The 20,141-nt window shown below is 72.7% G+C and carries 18 protein-coding genes; 12 read left to right on the forward strand and 6 right to left on the reverse strand.

The genetic code is table 11. The features are described from left to right. Window positions 1-36: 36 nt before the first annotated feature. A complete protein-coding gene (radA, locus tag BG482_RS34545) occupies window positions 37-1,446 on the reverse strand; it encodes a DNA repair protein RadA (RefSeq protein WP_069773159.1) in 1,410 nt (469 codons plus the stop codon). Window positions 1,447-1,724: 278 nt separating this feature from the next. Here radA and BG482_RS34550 point away from each other — a divergent pair, with 278 nt between their 5' ends. Further along, window positions 1,725-3,530 (forward strand): hypothetical protein, encoded by a 1,806-nt coding sequence (locus BG482_RS34550; RefSeq protein ID WP_079142504.1) that lies wholly within the window; start codon window positions 1,725-1,727, stop codon window positions 3,528-3,530. 56 nt (window positions 3,531-3,586) lie between these two features. Here BG482_RS34550 and BG482_RS34555 read toward each other — a convergent pair whose 3' ends face one another. Beyond that, entirely contained in the window at window positions 3,587-4,495 is a 909-nt protein-coding gene (locus BG482_RS34555) for a hypothetical protein (protein WP_069773161.1), read from the reverse strand. A gap of 124 nt (window positions 4,496-4,619) precedes the next feature. Between BG482_RS34555 and BG482_RS34560 the strand changes: the two genes are divergently transcribed. The 4 genes from BG482_RS34560 to ilvD all read left to right on the forward strand — a co-directional run bounded on the left by BG482_RS34560 (window position 4,620) and on the right by ilvD (window position 9,261). Then, complete coding sequence (locus BG482_RS34560) at window positions 4,620-5,552, forward strand: Ppx/GppA phosphatase family protein (protein WP_069773162.1); 933 nt, start codon at window positions 4,620-4,622, stop codon at window positions 5,550-5,552. Between the two features lie 212 nt (window positions 5,553-5,764). After that, window positions 5,765-6,694 (forward strand): sugar phosphate isomerase/epimerase, encoded by a 930-nt coding sequence (locus BG482_RS34565; RefSeq protein WP_079142506.1) that lies wholly within the window; start codon window positions 5,765-5,767, stop codon window positions 6,692-6,694. Further along, entirely contained in the window at window positions 6,691-7,296 is a 606-nt protein-coding gene (locus tag BG482_RS34570; protein WP_069773163.1) for a TetR/AcrR family transcriptional regulator, read from the forward strand. The genes BG482_RS34565 and BG482_RS34570 overlap by 4 nt, the downstream gene beginning before the upstream one ends. 111 nt (window positions 7,297-7,407) lie before the next feature. Beyond that, window positions 7,408-9,261 (forward strand): dihydroxy-acid dehydratase, encoded by a 1,854-nt coding sequence (gene ilvD / locus BG482_RS34575; RefSeq protein ID WP_069773164.1) that lies wholly within the window; start codon window positions 7,408-7,410, stop codon window positions 9,259-9,261. A 151-nt stretch (window positions 9,262-9,412) separates the two neighbouring features. Here the strand turns inward: ilvD and BG482_RS34580 are convergent, their stop codons facing one another. Further along, entirely contained in the window at window positions 9,413-11,722 is a 2,310-nt protein-coding gene (locus BG482_RS34580) for a serine/threonine-protein kinase (RefSeq protein ID WP_069773165.1), read from the reverse strand. A gap of 182 nt (window positions 11,723-11,904) precedes the next feature. On the opposite strand from BG482_RS34580, the gene BG482_RS34585 reads away from it, so the two are divergent. From BG482_RS34585 to proC, 6 genes are all read left to right on the forward strand, one after another. Further along, window positions 11,905-12,234: an SH3 domain-containing protein gene (locus BG482_RS34585; RefSeq protein ID WP_069773166.1), complete on the forward strand. Its 330-nt coding sequence runs from the start codon at window positions 11,905-11,907 to the stop codon at window positions 12,232-12,234. Between the two features lie 116 nt (window positions 12,235-12,350). Further along, window positions 12,351-12,920: a hypothetical protein gene (locus tag BG482_RS34590; RefSeq protein ID WP_069773167.1), complete on the forward strand. Its 570-nt coding sequence runs from the start codon at window positions 12,351-12,353 to the stop codon at window positions 12,918-12,920. A gap of 112 nt (window positions 12,921-13,032) precedes the next feature. Beyond that, complete coding sequence (locus BG482_RS34595; protein ID WP_069773168.1) at window positions 13,033-13,803, forward strand: class I SAM-dependent methyltransferase; 771 nt, start codon at window positions 13,033-13,035, stop codon at window positions 13,801-13,803. A 192-nt stretch (window positions 13,804-13,995) separates the two neighbouring features. After that, window positions 13,996-14,880 (forward strand): ABC transporter ATP-binding protein, encoded by an 885-nt coding sequence (locus BG482_RS34600; protein ID WP_069773169.1) that lies wholly within the window; start codon window positions 13,996-13,998, stop codon window positions 14,878-14,880. After that, the gene (locus tag BG482_RS34605; RefSeq protein WP_069773170.1) at window positions 14,877-15,692 is read left to right on the forward strand and encodes an ABC transporter permease; all 816 of its coding nucleotides are present in this window, start codon (window positions 14,877-14,879) and stop codon (window positions 15,690-15,692) included. The genes BG482_RS34600 and BG482_RS34605 overlap by 4 nt, the downstream gene beginning before the upstream one ends. A gap of 123 nt (window positions 15,693-15,815) precedes the next feature. Continuing rightward, on the forward strand, window positions 15,816-16,628 hold the full coding sequence (gene proC / locus BG482_RS34610; RefSeq protein ID WP_069773171.1) for a pyrroline-5-carboxylate reductase: 813 nt from the start codon (window positions 15,816-15,818) through the stop codon (window positions 16,626-16,628). 97 nt (window positions 16,629-16,725) lie between these two features. Here the strand turns inward: proC and BG482_RS34615 are convergent, their stop codons facing one another. Next, the gene (locus tag BG482_RS34615) at window positions 16,726-17,313 is read right to left on the reverse strand and encodes a cysteine hydrolase family protein (RefSeq protein ID WP_069773172.1); all 588 of its coding nucleotides are present in this window, start codon (window positions 17,311-17,313) and stop codon (window positions 16,726-16,728) included. Between the two features lie 75 nt (window positions 17,314-17,388). Between BG482_RS34615 and BG482_RS34620 the strand changes: the two genes are divergently transcribed. Then, window positions 17,389-18,420: a GlxA family transcriptional regulator gene (locus BG482_RS34620; protein ID WP_069773173.1), complete on the forward strand. Its 1,032-nt coding sequence runs from the start codon at window positions 17,389-17,391 to the stop codon at window positions 18,418-18,420. Here BG482_RS34620 and trpS read toward each other — a convergent pair. Together trpS and BG482_RS44590 are read right to left on the reverse strand one after the other, a co-directional pair. Beyond that, window positions 18,324-19,385, reverse strand: coding sequence for a tryptophan--tRNA ligase (gene trpS, locus BG482_RS34625; RefSeq protein WP_069773174.1), 1,062 nt, complete (start codon window positions 19,383-19,385; stop codon window positions 18,324-18,326). The genes BG482_RS34620 and trpS overlap by 97 nt on opposite strands. A 431-nt stretch (window positions 19,386-19,816) precedes the next feature. Continuing rightward, on the reverse strand, window positions 19,817-20,141 hold a 325-nt coding region (locus BG482_RS44590; RefSeq protein ID WP_218108806.1), incomplete at its 5' end, for a hypothetical protein.

Genomic DNA, 20,141 nt, shown 5'->3' on the forward strand with positions numbered 1-20,141 from the left:
CTCGTTTCGTACGGACGGGCGAGACCAGGGCAAAGTCTACCGGCGGTCCTCGGACTCCCGGGGGGCGTCTCGGCGACGGGAGCGCGGCAGGACCCGCAGCGCGTCCCCTATGTCCGCGACTTCCAGGACCTTCATGCCCGCGGGGATCTTGCCGGGATCGCTCGGTACGAGCGCGTGGGTGAAGCCCAGGCGATGGGCCTCGGAGAGCCTGCGCTGAACGCCCGTGACCCTTCTGACCTCGCCTGCGAGGCCCACTTCGCCGATCGCGACGAGGTTCTTGGGCAGCGGGGTGTCGCTCGCGGCGGAGGCCAGGGCGAGGGCGATCGCCAGGTCCGCGGCGGGCTCGGAGAGCTTCACCCCGCCGACCGTGGCCGAGTAGATGTCCCGTTTGCCGAGGGCGCTGATCCGGCCGCGCTGCTCCAGGACGGCCAGCATCATGGAGACGCGGGAGGTCTCCAGGCCGGACGTCGTGCGCCGGGGGGAGGGGATCTGGGAGTCCACGGTGAGCGCCTGCACCTCGGCGACCAGAGGGCGGCGGCCCTCCAGGGTGACCGTCAGACAGGTGCCCGGGACCGGTTCGTCACGACGGGTCAGGAAAAGTCCGCTCGGATCCGTAAGGCCGGTAATGCCCTCGTCGTGCAGTTCGAAGCAGCCGACCTCGTCGGTGGCGCCGTAACGGTTCTTGACGCCGCGCACCAGGCGCAGCCGCGCGTGCCGGTCGCCCTCGAAGCTCAGGACGACGTCCACGAGGTGTTCGAGGAGGCGGGGGCCGGCGATCGCGCCGTCCTTGGTGACGTGGCCCACCAGGAGCGTGGACATGCCGCGTTCCTTGGAGGCACGGATCAGGGCGCCCGCGACCTCGCGGACCTGGGCCATTCCGCCGGGCGCTCCGTCGATCTCCGGAGAGGCCACCGTCTGTACGGAGTCCACGATCAGCAGGGACGGCTTGACGGCGTCCAAGTGGCCGAGGACGGCCGCCAGATCGGTCTCGGCGGCCAGGTACAGATGGTCGTCGATGGCGCCGATGCGGTCGGCGCGCAGGCGGACCTGCGACGCGGACTCCTCGCCGGTGACGTAGAGCGTGCGGTGTTCGTCGCTGGCCGACTTGGCGGCCACGTCCAGCAGGAGCGTCGACTTGCCGACGCCGGGCTCCCCGGCCAGTAGCACGACCGCGCCGGGCACGAGTCCGCCGCCCAGGACGCGGTCCAGCTCGGGCACGCCGGTGGGGCGGGCGGTGGCCTGGCGGCCGTCGACCTGGCCGATGGGCAGCGCGGAGGTGGTGACCCGGCCCGGCGCCGTCGTGCGGACCGCGGGCGTGCCGTACTCCTCGACCGTCCCCCACGCCTGGCACTCGGGGCAGCGGCCGAGCCACTTGGCCGTCTGCCAGCCGCACTCCGTGCAGCGGTAGGACGGTCGGTCCTTGGTGGTCTTCGTACGGGCAGCCATGGGGGAAACCGTAACCGCCGCCACTGACAGCCGGACGCGCCTGTGGGCGACCGGGCCGCCGCGAGACCCCGCGGCGCCGCTCCAACCGCGGCCCGCGCACGGGGGCGCGCGCCGGGGGGAGGGGCGACGCCCCCTGTGATCCGGCCACGCCCCGTCACGAACGAGCCATGGGACCCCCCTCCGCTGTCCCCTTATGAGGGATCGTTTCACCCGTACGGATTAAAAGGACTCAAGGGACAAGTGGACCTAGTTCCGAGCCGCCTACGGTCGCACGGGTGATGAGCAGCAGCCCGGAAACCTCGACCCGCACGACCGGCGCGCACCGGGCGCACCGGGAGGCGCGCGACACCGCTGCGGCGCGCACGCTCGCGCAGCGGCCGCCCGCGCGCTACGAGCCGTACCTGGACGGCCTGTTCACCTACTGTCTGTCCGTCCTGTGCGACCACGAAGCGGCCATCGCCGCCCTGGGGGACGCCCTTGCGTTCGCCGAGCGGCGCGGACAGCGGATGCCGGACGCGGCGGGCGACCGCCGGGCCTGGCTGTACGCGCTGGCCCGCTGGGCCTGTCTGCGCAAGCTCGGCGAGGCCAAGCAGAAACGTCGGAGCACGCACGCCGCGCGGCAGGACGGCCGCTGCCGGCAGACCGGGAAACGCCCCGCGTCCCCCGCGTCCCCGGCGCCCGCAGCTCCGACCGCCACAGCCTCGTCCGCCACCGCATCCGCCGCCTCGCCTCCTTCCCTCGCGTCACCCGTCCGCGACGAGCCCCAGGAGCGGCGGCGGCGCGAACTCGCGCTGCTCGCCTGGCCGGAGGCCGCCGGCACCTCCCCGGAGCAGCGCGAGGCGCTCGAACTGGCCGTGCGCCACCACCTTGCCGCGCACGAGGTCGCCGCCGTGCTCGGCAGGGATCTCGCGGCCGCCCGCGAACTGCTCGCCTCCGCGGCCTGCGAGGTCGAGCGCACGCGCGCGGCGCTCGCCGTCGTCGAGACCGGCGGCTGTCCCGGTGTGAGCCGCCTCGCCGGTGAGAACCAGCTCGTGCTGAGCGCCGCCCTGCGCCGCGAGCTCGTCCGGCACGTCGACGACTGCCCGCACTGCCGCCGCGCCGCCGAGCGCGCCGTCCCCGGCCGCTGGCCCGGCGCCGGCGTCACCCCCGCCGAGCTGCCGATCCTGGAAGCGCCCCGCGCGCAGCTGCACGCCGCCATGGCCCGCCTCGCCCGCGCGCGGGGTGTCGCCGTGCCGCGCTACGACCGGCGCGGCTTCCCGATGGACCCCAAGGACCGCGCGGCCCGCCGGGAGCGCCTGCGCGCGCGTGCCGTCACGACGACCGTCGTCGCCACCGTCGTCGCCGCCCCCGTGATCGCCCTGTGGGCCGCCTATCGCGGCACGCCGACGGGGGAGGGGGCCGAGGGCCGCTCGGCCAGCGCCGGCGAGGCGCACGGCCCCGGCAGCTTCGACGGCGAGACGGGGGGCGGGTACGAGAACGCCGGGAACGTGAGCACCCGCCCCGGCGCCGATCCGTCCAGAGGCGGCGGGCCGGACGTCTCCGTGGAGGTGATCAGCGTCGGCGGACTGGGCCACGGCGCCTCCGGCCGGCTCTCCGTGACGGCCGTCACCAGCGGCGACACCACCTTCATCACCCTCGCCGCGTCCCCGGAAGCGGAGAGGCCGATCCACTGGTCGGCCACCACCGCGGCCCCCTGGCTCTACCTGAGCCGTTCCACGGGCACGCTGAAGCCCGGCGAGTCGGTGACGGTCCGGGTGTACGTCGACCCCCTGCGCGAACCCTCCGGGCACTGGCACGCGCGTGTGGCGATCGCCCCGGCGGGCGCCGTCGTCTCCATCGAGGGCTACGGCACCGCCCCCGGCCCGTCGCACCCCGGCGACGGCCACGGGCACGGCCCCGGCGGTCCGCCCCCGACGTCGGACCCGGAGCCGACCCCGACGGCCCCGCCCTCCGCGGACCCCACCCCGACGGCCCCGCCCACCTCTGCCGATCCGGAGCCCACCCACGGCGATCCCTCCCCGTCCGCCCCGGACAGCCCGTCCCCGACCGCCGACGGAGACCCGCCGAACCCGGCGACGTCGTAGACGCAGCCGCGGGTCTGTCGCCGGGCGTGACGTCCGGCGACAGGCCCGCGGCGCGCTCAGTCGACCGGCTTCACCGGGGCGACGGGCTCCACCGGACCGACCGGGCCGACCGGGTCCGCCGGATGCGGCGCCAGCAGGGGGAGCTGTGCGGCGAGGCGTTCCTCGCACAGTTCGACCAGGCGGTCGTAGCCGGCCTTGCCCATCAGCTCGGTCAGTTCCGGGCGGTACGACACGTACACCGGGTCGCCCGCGCCGTGCGCCGAGGTCGCCGACGTGCACCACCAGTGCAGGTCATGGCCGCCCGGGCCCCAGCCGCGCCGGTCGTACTCACCGATCGACACCTGCAGCACGCGCGTGTCGTCGGGCCGGTCGATCCAGTCGTACGTCCGCCGCACCGGAAGCTGCCAGCAGACGTCCGGCTTGGTCTCCAGCGGCTCGCGGCCCTCGCGCAGGGCCAGGATGTGCAGGGAGCAGCCGGCGCCGCCCGCGAACCCCGGACGGTTCTGGAAGATGCACGAGCCGTTGAACGGGCGGGTCTGGCGGGAGCCCTCCTCGTCCTGCGAGACCCAGCCGCCGCGCTCGCCCTCGGCCTGGTGCTGCCAGATGTCCGGGGTGAGCCTCGCCACATGCCCGGCGACGCGCTTCTCGTCGTCCTCGTCGGAGAAGTGGGCGCCCAGCGAGCAGCACCCGTCGTCCGCGCGGCCCGCCTGGATGCCCTGGCAGCCGCTGCCGAAGATGCAGTTCCAGCGCGAGGTCAGCCAGGTCAGATCACACCGGAAGACCTGCTCGGCGTCGGCCGGGTCAGGGAACTCCACCCACGCGCGGGCGAAGTCCAGGCCCTTCTCGTCGGCAGCCGGAGCCTTCGCGGCCGGGTCCTTCCTGGACTTCTTCGGCGGCTTCACCGGCTTGGCCCGCGAAGGACCGGCGGTGGATTTGTCGGCCTTCGCCTTGTTCGTCTTTGGCACCCGTCCAGGGTAAGTCGCCGGGAGCCGCTTCGGGGACCTCGCCCGCCGCCCGGCCAGCACCTTCTCGACCGGCCGTTTCGCCCCGCACAACCGGGATCGCCCGGTGGGCAGTAGCGTTCCCTGCATGAGACTCGGTGTCCTCGACGTGGGATCGAACACAGTGCATCTGCTGGTGGTGGACGCACACCCGGGCGCGTGCCCGCTGCCCGCGCACTCGCACAAGGTGGAACTGCGCCTTGCCCAACTCCTCGACGAGGACGGAGCGATCGGCCCCGAGGGCGTCGACAAACTGATCGCCGTCGTCAAGGACGCCCTCCAGGCAGCCGAGGACAAGGGCGTCGAGGATCTGCTGCCCTTCGCGACCTCCGCCGTGCGCGAGGCCAGCAACGCCGACGACGTCCTCGCGCGCGTGCAGACCGAGACCGGCGTCGAGCTCCAGGTCCTCACCGGCGCCGAGGAGGCCCGGCTCACCTTCCTCGCAGCCCGCCGCTGGTTCGGCTGGTCGGCCGGAAAGCTGCTGGTCCTGGACATCGGCGGCGGTTCCCTGGAGATCGCGTACGGCATCGACGAGCAGCCCGACGCGGCCGTCTCGCTGCCGCTCGGCGCGGGCCGGCTCACCGCGGGCTGGCTGCCCGGCGACCCGCCCGCCGCCGAGGACATACGAGCCCTGCGCCGCCACGTCCGCGCGCAGATCGCCCGCACGGTCGGCGAGTTCGCCCGCTTCGGCGCCCCCGACCACGTGGTCGCCACGTCGAAGACCTTCCGGCAGCTCGCCCGCATCGCGGGCGCCGCCCGGTCCGCCGACGGCCCGTACACCCAGCGTCAGCTCAAGCGCGAGTCCCTGGAGGCCTGGGTGCCCCGCCTGGCCGGGATGACGTCGGCCCAGCGGGCGGAGCTCCCCGGCGTCTCGGAAGGCCGTGCGAGCCAGCTCGTGGCGGGCGCGCTGGTGGCCGAGGGCGCGATGGACCTGTTCGGCGTCGAGACGCTGGAGGTCTGCCCGTGGGCGCTCAGGGAGGGCGTCATCCTGCGCAAGCTCGATCACATGGCGTCGACCTGACGGACGGGGCCGAGCTGACGGACAGGGTGCACCCGTCGAACGCGATGAACGACACGGACGGGGCGGACGGCAGGGGGACGTGACGGACCCGACAATGCGGCGGTCGCGGCGGCGGGACGGCACGCGGGACGGCGCGACGGCACAACTGCGCGCGGGCGTCCGGGGCGCAGGTGCCCCGCACCCACCCGATCCCACCCCGTAACCTGTCCCCCATGGCAGAGCCAGTCGTGCGGATCCCGGATGCGAAGGTCGCCCTGTCGACTGCCTCGGTCTATCCGGAGTCGACGGCGACGGCCTTCGAGATCGCCGCACGCCTCGGATACGACGGCGTCGAGGTCATGGTCTGGAACGACCCGGTCAGCCAGGACATCGACGCGCTGCGCAGACTCAGCGACTTCCACCGGATCCCCATCCTCGCCGTGCACGCCCCCTGCCTGCTCATCACCCAGCGGGTGTGGTCGACCGACCCGTGGACCAAGCTCCAGCGGGCCCGCGCGGCCGCGGAGAGGCTCGGCGCGAGCACCGTCGTCGTCCACCCGCCGTTCCGGTGGCAGCGCCAGTACGCGCGCGACTTCGTCACCGGCATCTGGCGGATGGCGGACGAGACGGATGTGCGGTTCGCCGTCGAGAACATGTACCCGTGGCGCTACCGCGACCGCGAGATGCTCGCGTACGCGCCCGACTGGGACGTCACGAAGGACGACTACCGGCACTTCACCATCGACCTCAGCCACGCCTCGACGGCCCGCACGGACGCGATGCAGATGGTCGACCGCATGGCCGACCGCCTGGGCCACGTCCATCTCGCCGACGGAAACGGTTCGGCGAAGGACGAGCACCTGGTGCCCGGCCGCGGCTCCCAGCCCTGTGCCGAACTGCTGGAGCGGCTCGCGCTGACCGGCTTCGACGGGCATGTCGTCATCGAGGTCAACACCCGGCGTGCGATGTCCGGCGCCGAACGGGAGGCCGATCTGGCGGAGGCTCTGGCCTTCACGCGCCTGCATCTCGCATCGCCCTCGTCCCCTTCGTCGCCCGCGCCCCGGTCCGCGCCCCGCGCCCCGGCCTCGTCGCAGTCCCCGGCCTCGTCGTCCCGGCGGTCTGCCCGGTCGTCGCGCTCGTCGGCGAAGGCGCGCCGCCGGTGAGCGGCGTCACCGCCCGAGGGCGCGGCCGGCCCCCGCGGGCCGAGTCGGCCGACACCCGCGACCTCATCCTGACCGCCGCCCGCGAGGAGTTCTCCGAGCGGGGCTACGACAAGACGTCCGTGCGCGGGATCGCCAAGGCGGCCGGCGTGGATCCGGCGCTGGTCCACCACTACTTCGGCACGAAGGAGCAGGTCTTCGAGGCCGCGATCGAGGTGGCCTTCGCGCCCGCGCTGAACGCGCCGACGGCGGTCGCCGACGGGCCGCCGGACCAGGTCGGCGAACGTCTCGCCCGCTTCATCCTCGGCGTGTGGGAGAACCCCACCACCCGCAAGCCGCTGCTGGCGATCGTGCGCTCCGCCGTCAACAACGACACCGCGGCCGCCGTCTTCCGCCGCCTGGTCGCCTCCCAGCTGCTGCGCCGCATCGCCTCCCAGCTCGACCTGCCGGACGCCGAGCTGCGCGCCGAGCTGGCCGCGGCGCAGCTGGTGGGGTGCGCGATGCTGCGGTACGTGATCAAGGTGGAGCCGCTGGCCTCGGCCGACCTGGAACAGATCATCGCGCGCGTGGCGCCGGTCGTGCAGGGGCATCTGACCGGGCCGTGACGGCGGCCGGCGCCGAGACATGCGTCCCGCATTCCGGACACCTCGTCCCGCCCCCTGGATGACCGGCGTACGCTCATTAACAGCCCCATCCGTCTGAAGGAGCGAGCGACGATGCCCGAGCTGAGGTCCCGCACAGTCACCCACGGACGCAACATGGCGGGCGCCCGCGCCCTTATGCGCGCCTCCGGTGTACCCGGTGCGGACATCGGCCGGAAGCCGATCATCGCGGTGGCGAACAGCTTCACCGAGTTCGTGCCCGGCCACACGCACCTCCAGCCGGTCGGCCGGATCGTCAGCGAGGCCATCCGGGAGGCCGGCGGCATCCCGCGCGAGTTCAACACGATCGCCGTCGACGACGGCATCGCGATGGGCCACGGCGGCATGCTCTACAGCCTGCCCTCCCGCGACCTGATCGCGGACAGCGTGGAGTACATGGTCGAGGCGCACTGCGCGGACGCCCTGATCTGCATCTCCAACTGCGACAAGATCACCCCCGGCATGCTGAACGCGGCCCTGCGGCTGAACATCCCCACGGTGTTCGTGTCCGGCGGCCCGATGGAGTCCGGCCGCGCCACGCTCGTCGACGGCACGGTCCGCACCCTCGACCTGGTCGACGCGATCTCCGACGCCGTCAACGACAAGATCTCCGACGAGGACATCCTCCGCATCGAGGAGAACGCCTGTCCGACCTGCGGCTCCTGTTCCGGCATGTTCACCGCCAACTCGATGAACTGCCTGACCGAGGCCATCGGCCTCTCCCTCCCCGGCAACGGTTCGGTCCTGGCCACCCACACGGCCCGCCGGGCGCTGTACGAGGACGCCGGCCGCACGGTGATGGACATCACCCGCCGCTACTACGAGCAGGACGACGAGACGGTCCTGCCGCGCAACATCGCCACCATCGCGGCCTTCGAGAACGCGATGGCCCTCGACATCGCGATGGGCGGCTCCACCAACACGATCCTGCACCTCCTCGCGGCCGCCCAGGAGGCGGGCGTCCCGTTCGGACTGGAGGAGATCAACGAGGTCTCGCGCCGCGTGCCCTGTCTGGCGAAGGTGGCGCCGAACGTCGCGAAGAACCGCACGTACTACATGGAGGACGTGCACCGTGCCGGCGGCATCCCCGCCCTGCTCGGCGAACTGCACCGCGCGGGCCTGCTCAACGAGGACGTGCACTCGGTCCACAGCCCGTCACTCGGGGACTGGCTGAAGACGTGGGACGTCCGCGCCGGCTCGCCGTCCCCCGAGGCCCTGGAACTCTGGCACGCGGCCCCCGGCTGCGTCCGCTCCGCCGAGGCCTTCTCCCAGTCCGAGCGCTGGGAGGCGCTGGACCAGGACGCCGAGGGCGGCTGCATCCGCTCCGCCGAGCACGCCTACAGCAAGGACGGCGGTCTCGCCGTCCTGCGCGGCAACCTCGCCGTCGACGGCTGTGTGGTCAAGACGGCCGGCGTCGACGAGTCGATCTGGACCTTCGAGGGCCCGGCGGTCGTCTGCGAGTCGCAGGAGGAGGCCGTCGAGAAGATCCTCAACAAGCAGGTGACCGACGGCGACGTCGTCGTCATCCGCTACGAGGGTCCCAAGGGCGGCCCGGGCATGCAGGAGATGCTCTACCCGACGTCCTTCCTCAAGGGCCGCGGCCTGGGCAAGACCTGCGCGCTGATCACCGACGGCCGCTTCTCCGGCGGCACCTCGGGCCTGTCGATCGGCCACGCCTCGCCCGAGGCGGCGTCCGGCGGCACGATCGCCCTGGTCGAGGACGGCGACCGCATCCGCATCGACATCCCGAACCGCACGATCGAGCTCCTCGTCGACGACGCCGAGCTGGCCCGGCGCGAGGCGGCCCTCGGCGGCGTCTACGCCCCGAAGAACCGCGAGCGCAAGGTGTCCGCCGCGCTGCGCGCCTACGCAGCCATGGCGACGAGCGCCGACAAGGGCGCCGTGCGGGACGTGTCGAAGCTCGGCTGACGTCCGCCCGATGTTCCCGTGAGGGCCGTCTCCGCACGTCGGAGGCGGCCCTCGGCCCGTCCACCGCCAAGGGCGACCGGAGGGCGACGCCGACGCCGACGCCGACGACGGCCATCGGGGTGCAGGGCCGCCGGGGTGGTGCGGCCGCGTCTCACCAGCCTGCCGGATCCCGCCCGTCCACCGCGAAGACGGTTCCGTCGGGAGCGCCGGCGTAGACCCGGCCGCCGACCGCCTCGGGCGCGGGCAGCGTGGCCACCACCCGGTCCGAGTGGGCGCCGAGCCGCAACGCCGTCTGCCCGACGAGCCTGCCGTCCTCCGCGTCGACGGCGAGGAGACGGCCGTCGGCCGCGCTGAAGTAGACGTGCCCACCGTCGGCGGCCGGCGCCGAGCCCCGGCTCACGGCCGTCTGCAGGGACCACACCTGCTTCTCGGCGGCCGTGTCGACGGCCGCCAGCGTCCCGTCGAAGGCCAGCAGATACACCTGGTCCCCGTGCACCGCGGCCTGCGCCTCCTGCAGCGCGACATCGAGCCGTACCCGCCGCGCCGCCCGGTCCGCCGGGTTGTAGCGGACCACGGCGTCGACCGTGCCGTAGTCGCTGCCCTGGGACACCAGGATCGCGCTCCCGGCGTTGGTGCCCACCAGTTTGAGCGCGCCGCCGAGCCGTTCCTTCCACCGCACCTTGCCGGTCACGGGATCCACCGCCGTGATCCTGGTGTGCCCGTCGTCCGAGACGCTCGACGCGTACGCCAGCGGATCGCCGGGGAACGACGTGAAGTAGGGCTCGCTCACCCCCGGGATCCGGCGGCTCCAGGTCTTCTCGCCCGTCGCCGCCGCCACGCCGGTGACCGTTCCGTCGGCCGCGGACAGCAGCAGGGTGTCGCCGGCGGCGCGCAGACTCTCGTACCCCGACAGGTCCTGCTGCCAGCGCACCGCGCCCGACGCCGGGTCCAGCGCCTCGACCAGCCTGCCCGCGTGCGTGACCACCAGCGCCACGCCGCCCGCGAGCACGGGCGCCTCGCCCGGCCGGTCGCCGTCGGCGAGCACATGCCGCCACAGCACGCGCCCGTCGTCGGCGCCCAACGCGGACACCAGCCCCGACTGCGCGCAGACCAGCCGCTTCGCGCCGGACGTGCACAGCGGCATGCCGCCCGGAGCGGCGCCCGCGGCCACGCCGGTTCCGGCCTTGGCCGGCCGGGTGCTCCAGGGGCTGAAGGCGGGCGCCGCGGAGTGCGACCCGGCCGCGCCTCCCCGCGCACCATGGCCTGCGTCGCCGTCGCCGAGCAGCCACGTGACGCCGAGCCCGCTGCCCGTCAGGACGACGACCAGCGAGCCGACGGCGAGAGCGACCCGTCTGCGCCGCCCCCGGACCCCGGACCGAGCCCGCGCCCACGGCCCGGGCCGCGGGTCCGCCCCCGGCTCGGCCCCGCCCGGCCGCTCGGACTCCGCCCCCGACGGCTCACCGGGAGCCCCGGGAGCAGCCGAAAGCCCCGAAATCCCCGGAAGCCCCGAAAGCTCCGGCGCCCCCGGAGCAGCCGAAGCCGGTGGGTCCGCCGGGCCGCCCACGCCTGCGGGATCCGTCCGTTCGTCCCCCAGCGTTCGCTGTGACGGTATGAACGACTGCGTGTCGTACGAGGCCGCCACCGACCGCAGCTCGCGCATCAACTCGTCGGGAGTGGGCCGCTCCTCGGGCTCCTTGGCGAGGCAGCGCGAGACCAGCGGCGCGAGGTTGTCCGGCACGCCGGTCAGATCCGGCTCGTCATGGACGACCTGGTAGGCGACGACATAGGGGCTGTCGGAGTCGAACGGTCCGCGCCCGGTCGCCGCGTGCACCATCACCGACCCGAGCGCGAAGACGTCGGCCGCCGGGCCGACCTCACGGGGCCGCCTGAACTGCTCCGGCGCCATGAAGGGCGGTGTTCCGATCAACTTGCCGGTCTCGGTGCGCAGTTCGCTGTCCTTCGGCCGGGAGATGCCGAAGTCGATCACCTTCGGGCCGTCCTCGGCGAGCAGTACGTTGCTCGGCTTGAGATCCCGGTGGACGACCCCGACGCGGTGGATGTCCCGCAGCGCCTCGGCGAGCCCGGCCATCAACCGCCGCAACTCCCCGGATCTCATGGGGCCGTTCCGCTTCACCTGCTCGGCGAGGGTCGATCCGGGAATGAACAGGGTCGCCATCCAAGGCCGTTCGGCCTCCGGGTCGGCGTCGACGACGGGCGCGGTGAACGCGCCGCTCACTCGCCGAGCCGCGGCCACCTCCTGCCGGAATCGTCCTCTGAACTCGGGATCGCGGGCGAAGCGGGCGTGCACGACCTTCACCGCGACCTTCATCCCGGAGGTGCTGTGAGCCAGGTGCACCACACCCATGCCACCGGAGCCCAGGCATTCCCGCAGGCGGTAGTGGCCGGCGTACTCCGGAAGTTCCGCTTCCGCGCCCGCCCCGGTGTTGCGCTGTGGCGACATGGACCACCCCCGTGCTGTTCAACCGCGCGCGCGACGCACGGAGCCTAGTCGATGCCGCGTGAGAGACAGAGGCGGCTTGCTAGCCTGCGCGTACGAATTCTGCACAGGTGTTTCATTGCGGGTTTCGGGGGAATCAACGGGACCCCATGGCAGTCATGGGGTCCGACGGGGGAGGTTTTTTCATGTCTGTGGACCGTGTGGAAGAGGTCGAAAGCGCCGAAACAGCGGTGGCCGTCACGGCGGCGGACCTCAAGACGGTGGCCCTCACGTACTACCCGGTTGCCCCGGGCGTCCGGCTGAACGTGCGCAGCGGTCCGGGCACCGGCTACCCGGTCGTCAAGGTCCTGGCCGAGGGCGTCAAGGTCCCGATCTTCTGCCAGACGCCGGGCACCTCGGTCTCCGGCCCGTACGGCACGACGAGCATCTGGGACAACATCGGGGACGGCCAGTTCGTCTCGGACGCGTATGTGCGCACGGGCAGCGACGGCTACGTCGCCTCGCGCTGCGGCTGATCCGACGCCGACGGGCTGCGCCTGATCCGACGCCGACGGGCTGCCCGGAGTCTCCTCGGGGAGGCTTCGGGCAGCCCAGCCGGAAGCCCGCGCCCGCCCGGAGCCATAATCGTCCCGTGAGCGACGAAAACGGCACCCCGGACACTTCGACGGGCTCCCCGGGCGCCCCGACCAGCCAGGCGGCCGGAACCTCCGCCGCGGGTACCGGCTCGGGGACCGGCCCCCTCCCGGAGCCCCTCCGCTTCTTCGGCACCACCTGGGTGGACCACGATCCCGGCCCCCGCGGTTACGCGGCCCGCCGGGTCGCCGCGGCCGCCGGCTCCCTCGTCGCCGCGGCGGTCTCCTGCGTCGTTCTGCGCCTCGCCTACCAGGGCATCGCCATCGCCGACCTCGGCGGCTTCGTGACGCTCCTGGTCGTCGTGATGTTCGCCGTCTGCAGCGCCCTCGCCTTCCGCCACACCTGGGACGGCTTCGCCAAGCGCCCCGACCCCGACCGCCAGGCCTCCCTGCGCGGCCTGCTGGCCATCGGCTTCGTGGGCTCACTGCTCGCCTACTTCTTCCGCACCCTCACCGAGGCCCCCGGCGAGAGCCTGCACCGCAGGGAACTCGAAGAGGCCCGCCGCCGCCACACCGCCCGCACCGCCCGCCGCACCGGCAACCCCTCGAAAAAACGCCGCTCCAACTGACGACCGCTCCAGCCCCCGGGGTTCCGGGCCGGACCCGGCTTCCCGCCACCCCTGACGCCACAGGTTCGCAAACCCGTTCCCCTCCCCGCCCGCCCCCCGCGAGCATGGCCCCATGACGGTCTCCTCCCACGCAGCCCGAGCCCACTCCTTCAACTCCGCCGCGGCCCAGTACGCCGCCAACCGCCCTTCCTACCCGGCCGCCCTCCTCGACGCGATCGAGGAACTCGCCGGCCGCCGCCTCGCCGGTGCGCGGGTCGCGGACGTCGGGGCGGGCACCGGCATCTCGACCGCTCTCCTGCACGCTCGCGGTGCGGACGTCGTCGCCGTCGAACCCGGGGAGGGCATGGCCGCGCAGTTCCGCCGCGTCCTCCCCGAGGTGACGGTCGTCCGAGGCGACGGCAACCACCTCCCGCTGGCCGACGCCACCTTCGACTTCCTCACCTACGCCCAGTCCTGGCACTGGACCGACCCGTCCCGCGCGGTCCCGGAGGCCCTGCGCGTGCTGCGTCCGGGCGGGGCGCTGGCGCTCTGGTGGAACACCGACGCCCCGGAGGTGCCCTGGCTCGCCGAGCAGGGACGGCGCATCGAACGGGCCTTCGGGGAGGGCGTCCCGGCCGCCGACAGGAACGTGAGCGACCGCACCGTCGATCCCACGGGCCGCCTGGACCTGGTCCGCCGCGAGGTGCGCTGGAGCCGCCGCGTCCCCGTCGACACGCACCTGGCCAACATCGGCAGCCACTCGATCTTCCTGGTCCGGGGCGAGGAGGCGACCGCGGCCTTCCTCGCGGAGGAGCGCGAGCACCTGATGCGGGCGTTCCCCGACGGACTCGTCGAAGAGGTCTACGACGTCATCCTGCTGCTCGCGACCAACGCCCGACCCTGATCCTCCCCGCACGGGCCGACCTCTTCCCGCGTCGGCCACCCCCTCCCGCACCACCGGCCCACCTCCTGACCTCACCCCGCCCCCCCGACACCTGCTCCCGTGCGGCGGCCCGTCCCCAGGGCCGCCGCGCACGCATGTTCGGCACGCCCGCGCCACTTGACGCCTCACCGCCCCGCGAGCATTATTCATCACATGATGAATTTTAGGTCCGGCTCCCGTCCGCCCGACCGGGAAGCGCGGCGAACCGAGAAGCAGAGCCCGCTCGGGAGCGCCCCCGGCGACTCCGGCGCTCACGGCAACCCCGCAGAGACCGCCGCCGACGCCGTACGCGCCCACGACCTCACCGTGGTCCGCGGCCCCCGCACCGTGCTGCGGGCCCTCGACTTCACTGTCCCGCGCGGCCAGATCACCGGCCTCCTGGGTCCCTCCGGCTGCGGCAAGTCGACCCTCATGCGCGCCGTCGTCGGCACCCAGGCGAAGGTCACCGGCACGCTGGACGTCCTCGGCCGCCCCGCCGGGCACCCCGCCCTCCGCACCCGCATCGGCTACGTCACCCAGGCCCCCTCCGTCTACGACGACCTGACGATCCGCCAGAACCTGGACTACTTCGCGGCGATCCTCGACCCGGGCCGGGCGGCGGCGGACCGACGCCACGAGAACGTCACCCGCGCGATCGCCGACGTGGACCTGACCGCCCACGCCGACGCCCTGGCCGGCAACCTCTCCGGTGGCCAGCGCAACCGCGTCTCCCTGGCCGTCGCCCTCCTGGGCACACCGGAGCTCCTGGTCCTCGACGAGCCCACCGTCGGCCTGGACCCCGTCCTGCGCCGCGACCTGTGGAACCTCTTCCACGAGATCGCCACGAGCCGGGGCGCGACACTCCTGATCTCCTCCCACGTCATGGACGAGGCCGAGCGCTGCCACCGTCTCCTCCTCATGCGCGAGGGCCGGATCCTCGCCGACGCGACCCCCGACGCCCTGCGCACCAGCACTGGCGCCGACACCGTCGAGTCGGCCTTCCTGCACCTGGTGGACGCCGCCACGCAGACGGCCCGAACGAAGGAGAGCACCCGATGAGCACGAGGACGAGCACGACGACGAGCAGCCAGGCGCCCCCCGTCCCGCCCGTCACCCCGGCCCCCAGCAGCGCCCTGAACGCGTCCCGCACCACTGCCACCGCGGCCCGCGTCCTGCGCCAACTGCGCCACGACCCCCGCACGATCGCGCTGCTGATCCTCATCCCCTGCGTGATGCTGTTCCTGCTCCGCTACGTCTTCGACGGCAGCCCCCGCACCTTCGACAGCATCGGCGCGTCCCTCCTCGGGGTCTTCCCGCTGATCACGATGTTCCTGGTGACGTCCATCGCCACCCTGCGGGAACGCACCTCGGGCACCCTCGAACGCCTCCTCGCCATGCCGCTGGGCAAAGGGGACCTGATCGCCGGCTACGCGCTCGCCTTCGGAGCCCTCGCGATCATCCAGTCGGCCCTGGCCACAGCCCTGGCCGTGTGGTTCCTGGGCCTCGACGTCACGGGCAGCCCCTGGCTCCTGCTCCTGGTGGCCCTACTGGACGCGCTGCTCGGCACCGCTCTCGGCCTCTTCGTCTCCGCCTTCGCGGCCTCGGAGTTCCAGGCAGTCCAGTTCATGCCGGCGGTGATCTTCCCCCAGCTGCTGCTGTGCGGCCTGTTCGCCGCCCGCGACACCATGCACCCCGCCCTGGAAGCCGTCTCCGACGTCCTCCCCATGTCCTACGCGGTCGACGGCATGAACGAGGTCCTCCACCACACGGACATGACGGCGACCTTCGTCCGGGACGTCCTCATCGTCGCCGGCTGCGCCCTCCTGGTCCTGTTCCTGGGAGCGGCGACGCTACGACGCCGAACCCCCTGACCGCGCCCGCTCCGATCCCGGCCGGAGCCCGTCCGCCCACCGGACACCCGGACCCGCCCCCCGCCCCCGGTGCGAGGATGATCCCGGACGACGGACGACGCACCCCCGGAGGACCCTCCAGCCATGACCCAGAAAGTCGCAGTCCTCGGCACCGGCAAGATCGGCGAAGCCCTCCTCAGCGGCATGATCCGAGGCGGCTGGCGCCCCGCCGACCTCCTCGTCACCGCCCGCCGCCCCGAGCGGGCCGAGGAACTCCGCGCCCGCCACGGGGTCACCCCGGTCACCAACGCGGAGGCCGCCAAGTCCGCCGACACGCTGATCCTGACGGTCAAGCCGCAGGACATGGGCGCCCTCCTCGACGAGCTCGCCCCGCACGTCCCCGCCGACCGCCTGGTCATCAGCGGCGCCGCCGGCATCACCACCGCCTCCATCGAGGAGCGCCTGGCCGCCGGCACCCCGGTCGTCCGCGTCATGACGAACACCCCCGCCCTCGTCGACGAGGCCATGTCCGTCATCTCGGCCGGCACCCACGCCACCGCCGGCCACCTCGCCCACACCGAGGAGATCTTCGGCGCGGTCGGCAAGACGCTCCGCGTCCCCGAGTCCCAGCAGGACGCCTGCACCGCCCTGTCCGGCTCCGGCCCGGCGTACTTCTTCTACCTGGTCGAGGCGATGACGGACGCGGGCATCCTGCTCGGCCTGCCCCGCGACAAGGCCCACGACCTGATCGTCCAGTCCGCGATCGGCGCCGCGACGATGCTCCGCGACAGCGGCGAGCACCCGGTCAAGCTCCGCGAGAACGTCACCTCTCCTGCGGGCACGACCATCAACGCCATTCGCGAACTCGAGAACCACGGCGTACGGGCCGCCCTCATCGCCGCCCTGGAGGCCGCCCGCGACCGCAGCCGCGAACTGGCCGCCGGCAACAAGGACTGACCTCGACTCCTGGCACGCCCCAGGGCAGCCACCCGCTGCGACCGCCTGCTGCGACCGCCTGCTGTGACCACCTGCTGTGACCACCTGAGGCGGCCGTTCATCCGGCCGCCGAGGCCACCAGCTCCTCCGTGGTCACCACCCGCGCGAACCCGCCCCCGTGCAGCGAGACCGCCGAGGCCTGCGCGATCTCGTCCGCACCGCGCCGCCATCCGAACGGCCCCTCCAGATCGAACGTGTAGGTCGCGTCGTACGCGAACAGCACGTCGTACCCGAGGTTCCCGCCCATCCGCGCCGTCGTCTCGGCGCACATGTTCGTCTGGATCCCGGCCACCACGATCTGCGAGATCCCCTGAGCCGTCAGCCAGGCCCCCAGGTCCGGCGTCCCCAGGAAGGCCGAGTTCACGGTCTTCGTGACGAACAGCTCGGCCCCGGCGCCCTTCCCCCGCCGCCCCTCCACGTACTCCTTGAACTCGTTCCCCTCGTACCCCAGCCGCAACGGCGACCCCGGCTTCACCGAATCGTGCCGTACGAACACGACCGGCCGCCCCGACCCCTGCCATACGTCGATGAGGGCGGCGATGTTGTCATCCGCCGCCGGATTGTTCCGCGCCCCCCAGTACTCCAGCTCCTCGAAGCCCTTCTGCACGTCGACGACCACCAGCGCTGCGTTCTCTGCGATGTCCATGCCCACGATCCTGCCGCCGGGCCGAGCCGCACCCCAGAGTCCGCAAAGCCATCGGTCGATGGTTTACTGCCAGCCATGAAGCCTGCGTACCGGGTCGCCCTCGTCGCCTTCCCCGGCATCCGCGCCTTCGACGTCTCCGTCATCACCGAGGTCTGGGGCACCGACCGCACCGACCGTGGCGTCCCCGACTTCGACCTGCGCCGAGTCGCCGCCGACAGCGCCCCCATCCCGATGCGTGGCGGCCTCGCCCTCCTGCCCGACCGCTCCCTCACCTGGCTCTCGCGAGCCGACCTCGTCCTGGTCCCGGGCCTGGACGACCACCTCACCCCCGCGCCCGCCCCCGTCCTGGACGCGCTCCGCCGCGCCCACGCCCGCGGCACCACCCTCGCCGCTCTCTGCGGCGGAGCCTTCACCCTCGCCCAGGCCGGCCTCCTCGACGGCCGCCGGGCGATCACCCACTGGAACCTCATCGATTTCCTGCGCACCCAGCACCCCCAGGTCACCGTCGTCCCCGACGCCCTCTTCATCGAGGACGACAACATCTGGACCGCCGCGGGCACGGCCGCCGGCATCGATCTCTGCCTCCACCTGGTCCGCCGTGCCCACGGCGCGGAGACGGCCGCCGCCATCGCCCGCTCGATGGTCACCGCCCCCTTCCGCACCGGCAGCCAGGCCCAGTTCATCGAACACCCCACCCCACGCGCGGACCGGGACGCCGACGCCCTGGCCGCCGTACGCGAACACGCCCTGCGCCATCTGCACGAGCCGCTCACGGTCGCCGACCTGGCCGCGCACGCGGGCATGTCCCCGCGCAGCTTCGCCCGCCACTTCACCTCGGCGACCGGAGCCACCCCTCTGCGCTGGCTCCTCGACCAGCGCGTCGCCGCCGCGCAGAAGTTCCTCGAACGCACCGACCTCCCCATGCCCGAGGTCGCCAGGCGCGCCGGTTTCGGCAGCGAGGTCACGATGCGCCAGCACTTCGCATCGCGCCTCGCCACCAGCCCACGCGCCTACCGCGCCGCGTTCAGCACCTCGGCCGCCCCGGACCCGGCCCCGGACCCCGTCCCGGACTCCGCCAGCGGCGGAAGCAGCCCGATCGCGCGATAGGCGGTGTCCACGACGGGCCGGGCCATGGCCCGCGCCTTCTCGGCCCCGTCCCGCAGCACCTGCTCCACGTAGACCGGGTCGGCGCACAGCTCCTGGTGCCGGGCCCGCAACGGCCGCAGGACCTCCACCACCGCGTCGGCCGTGTCCTTCTTCAGATCGCCGTACGACGCGTACCCGGCGCTCAACGCCTCCGGATCCCCGCCCGTGCACGCGGCGAGGATCTCCAGCAGATTCGCCACCCCGGGCCGCCCGGCACGGTCGTACACGACCTCCCGCCCGCTGTCGGTGACGGCCCGCATCACCTTCTTGCGGACGACGTCGGGCTCGTCCAGCAGATAGACGATCCCCGGCCCGAAGTCCTCGCTCTTGCCCATCTTCGACGCCGGCTCCTGCAGGTTCATCACCCGCGCCGCCACCGCCGGAAGCGTGGCCTTCGGCACGACGAACGTGTGCCCGTACCGCTGGTTGAACCGCGTCGCCAGATCCCGCGCCAGCTCCACGTGCTGCGCTTGGTCGTCGCCGACCGGCACCTCATCGGTCGCGTAGGCCAGGATGTCCGCCGCCATCAGCACGGGATACGTCAGCAAGGACAGCCGCACGCTGCCCCCGCGCTCCCGTTCCCGCGCGGCCTTCTCCTTGTACTGGATCATCCGCCGCATCTCGCCGTCCGTGGCCACGCACTCCAGCAGGTACGACAACCGCGCGTGTTCGTCCACATGGCTCTGGACGAACACGGTGCACAACCGGGGATCCAGTCCCGCCGCCAGCAACAGCGTGGCCGCCTGCCGACTCAGCCGGCGCACCCGCGCCGGATCGTGCTCGACGGTCAGCGCGTGCAGATCGACCACGCAGAACAACGAGTCCGCCCGATGCTGGTCGACCTCGGCCCACTGCCGAAGCGCTCCCAGGTAGTTCCCCAGTGTCAGGTGCCCGGTCGGCTTGATCCCGCTGAAGACCCGCTTCATCTCTCCACCTCCTGGTCGAGACCGCCGCCCCGGCCGGCCGATCCCCTGAAACCCTGGAGGGAGATACGAGAACGGCCGCCGAAGCGGCGGCCGTTGAGTGCATACGTGAGCACGGCCGCCGTCAGGCGGCCCACCACAGCTGGGCGCACGTACGCGTAGTCATGTCGGCCAGAGTACGCCTCGGGGGTGCCGTCGGGGCATGAGTTGACACGCCCCGACCGCATACGTAGTGTTCTCCGAGTTGTCCGACGTGAGCGCCGACTCCGGTCGGTCCCCGGACAGCCATTCCGCAGGTACCCACCACTTCTCGACGTGCAGACCATCAATCTGCCGTCGCGTCGACAGGCGCGTGTATTCGCGAAATGAGGAATCCGCGTTCGAAAGGGCGCAGGACCCCGATTGGCTTCGGGGGCCGGGAATCCGCTAAAGTCTCACTCGTCGGAACGGCCCAACAGCCGGGAAGGCAACCCGCTCTGACCGGGAATCAGCGCCGAAAGGATCTGATAGAGTCGGAACCGCCGGAAAGGGAAACCGCGAAACAAAAGCGGGAACCTGGAAAGCACCGAGGAAATCGGATCGAGAAAAAGATCTGATAGAGTCGGAAACGCAAGACCGAAGGGAAGCGCCCGGAGGAAAGCCCGAGAAGTTCGGGTGAGTACAAAGGAAGCGTCCGTTCCTTGAGAACTCAACAGCGTGCCAAAAATCAACGCCAGATATGTTGATACCCCGTCCCCGGCCGTGAAAGCCGAGGATGAG

This window comes from Streptomyces sp. LUP30 (assembly GCF_001746365.1).
GTDB lineage: Bacteria > Actinomycetota > Actinomycetes > Streptomycetales > Streptomycetaceae > Streptomyces.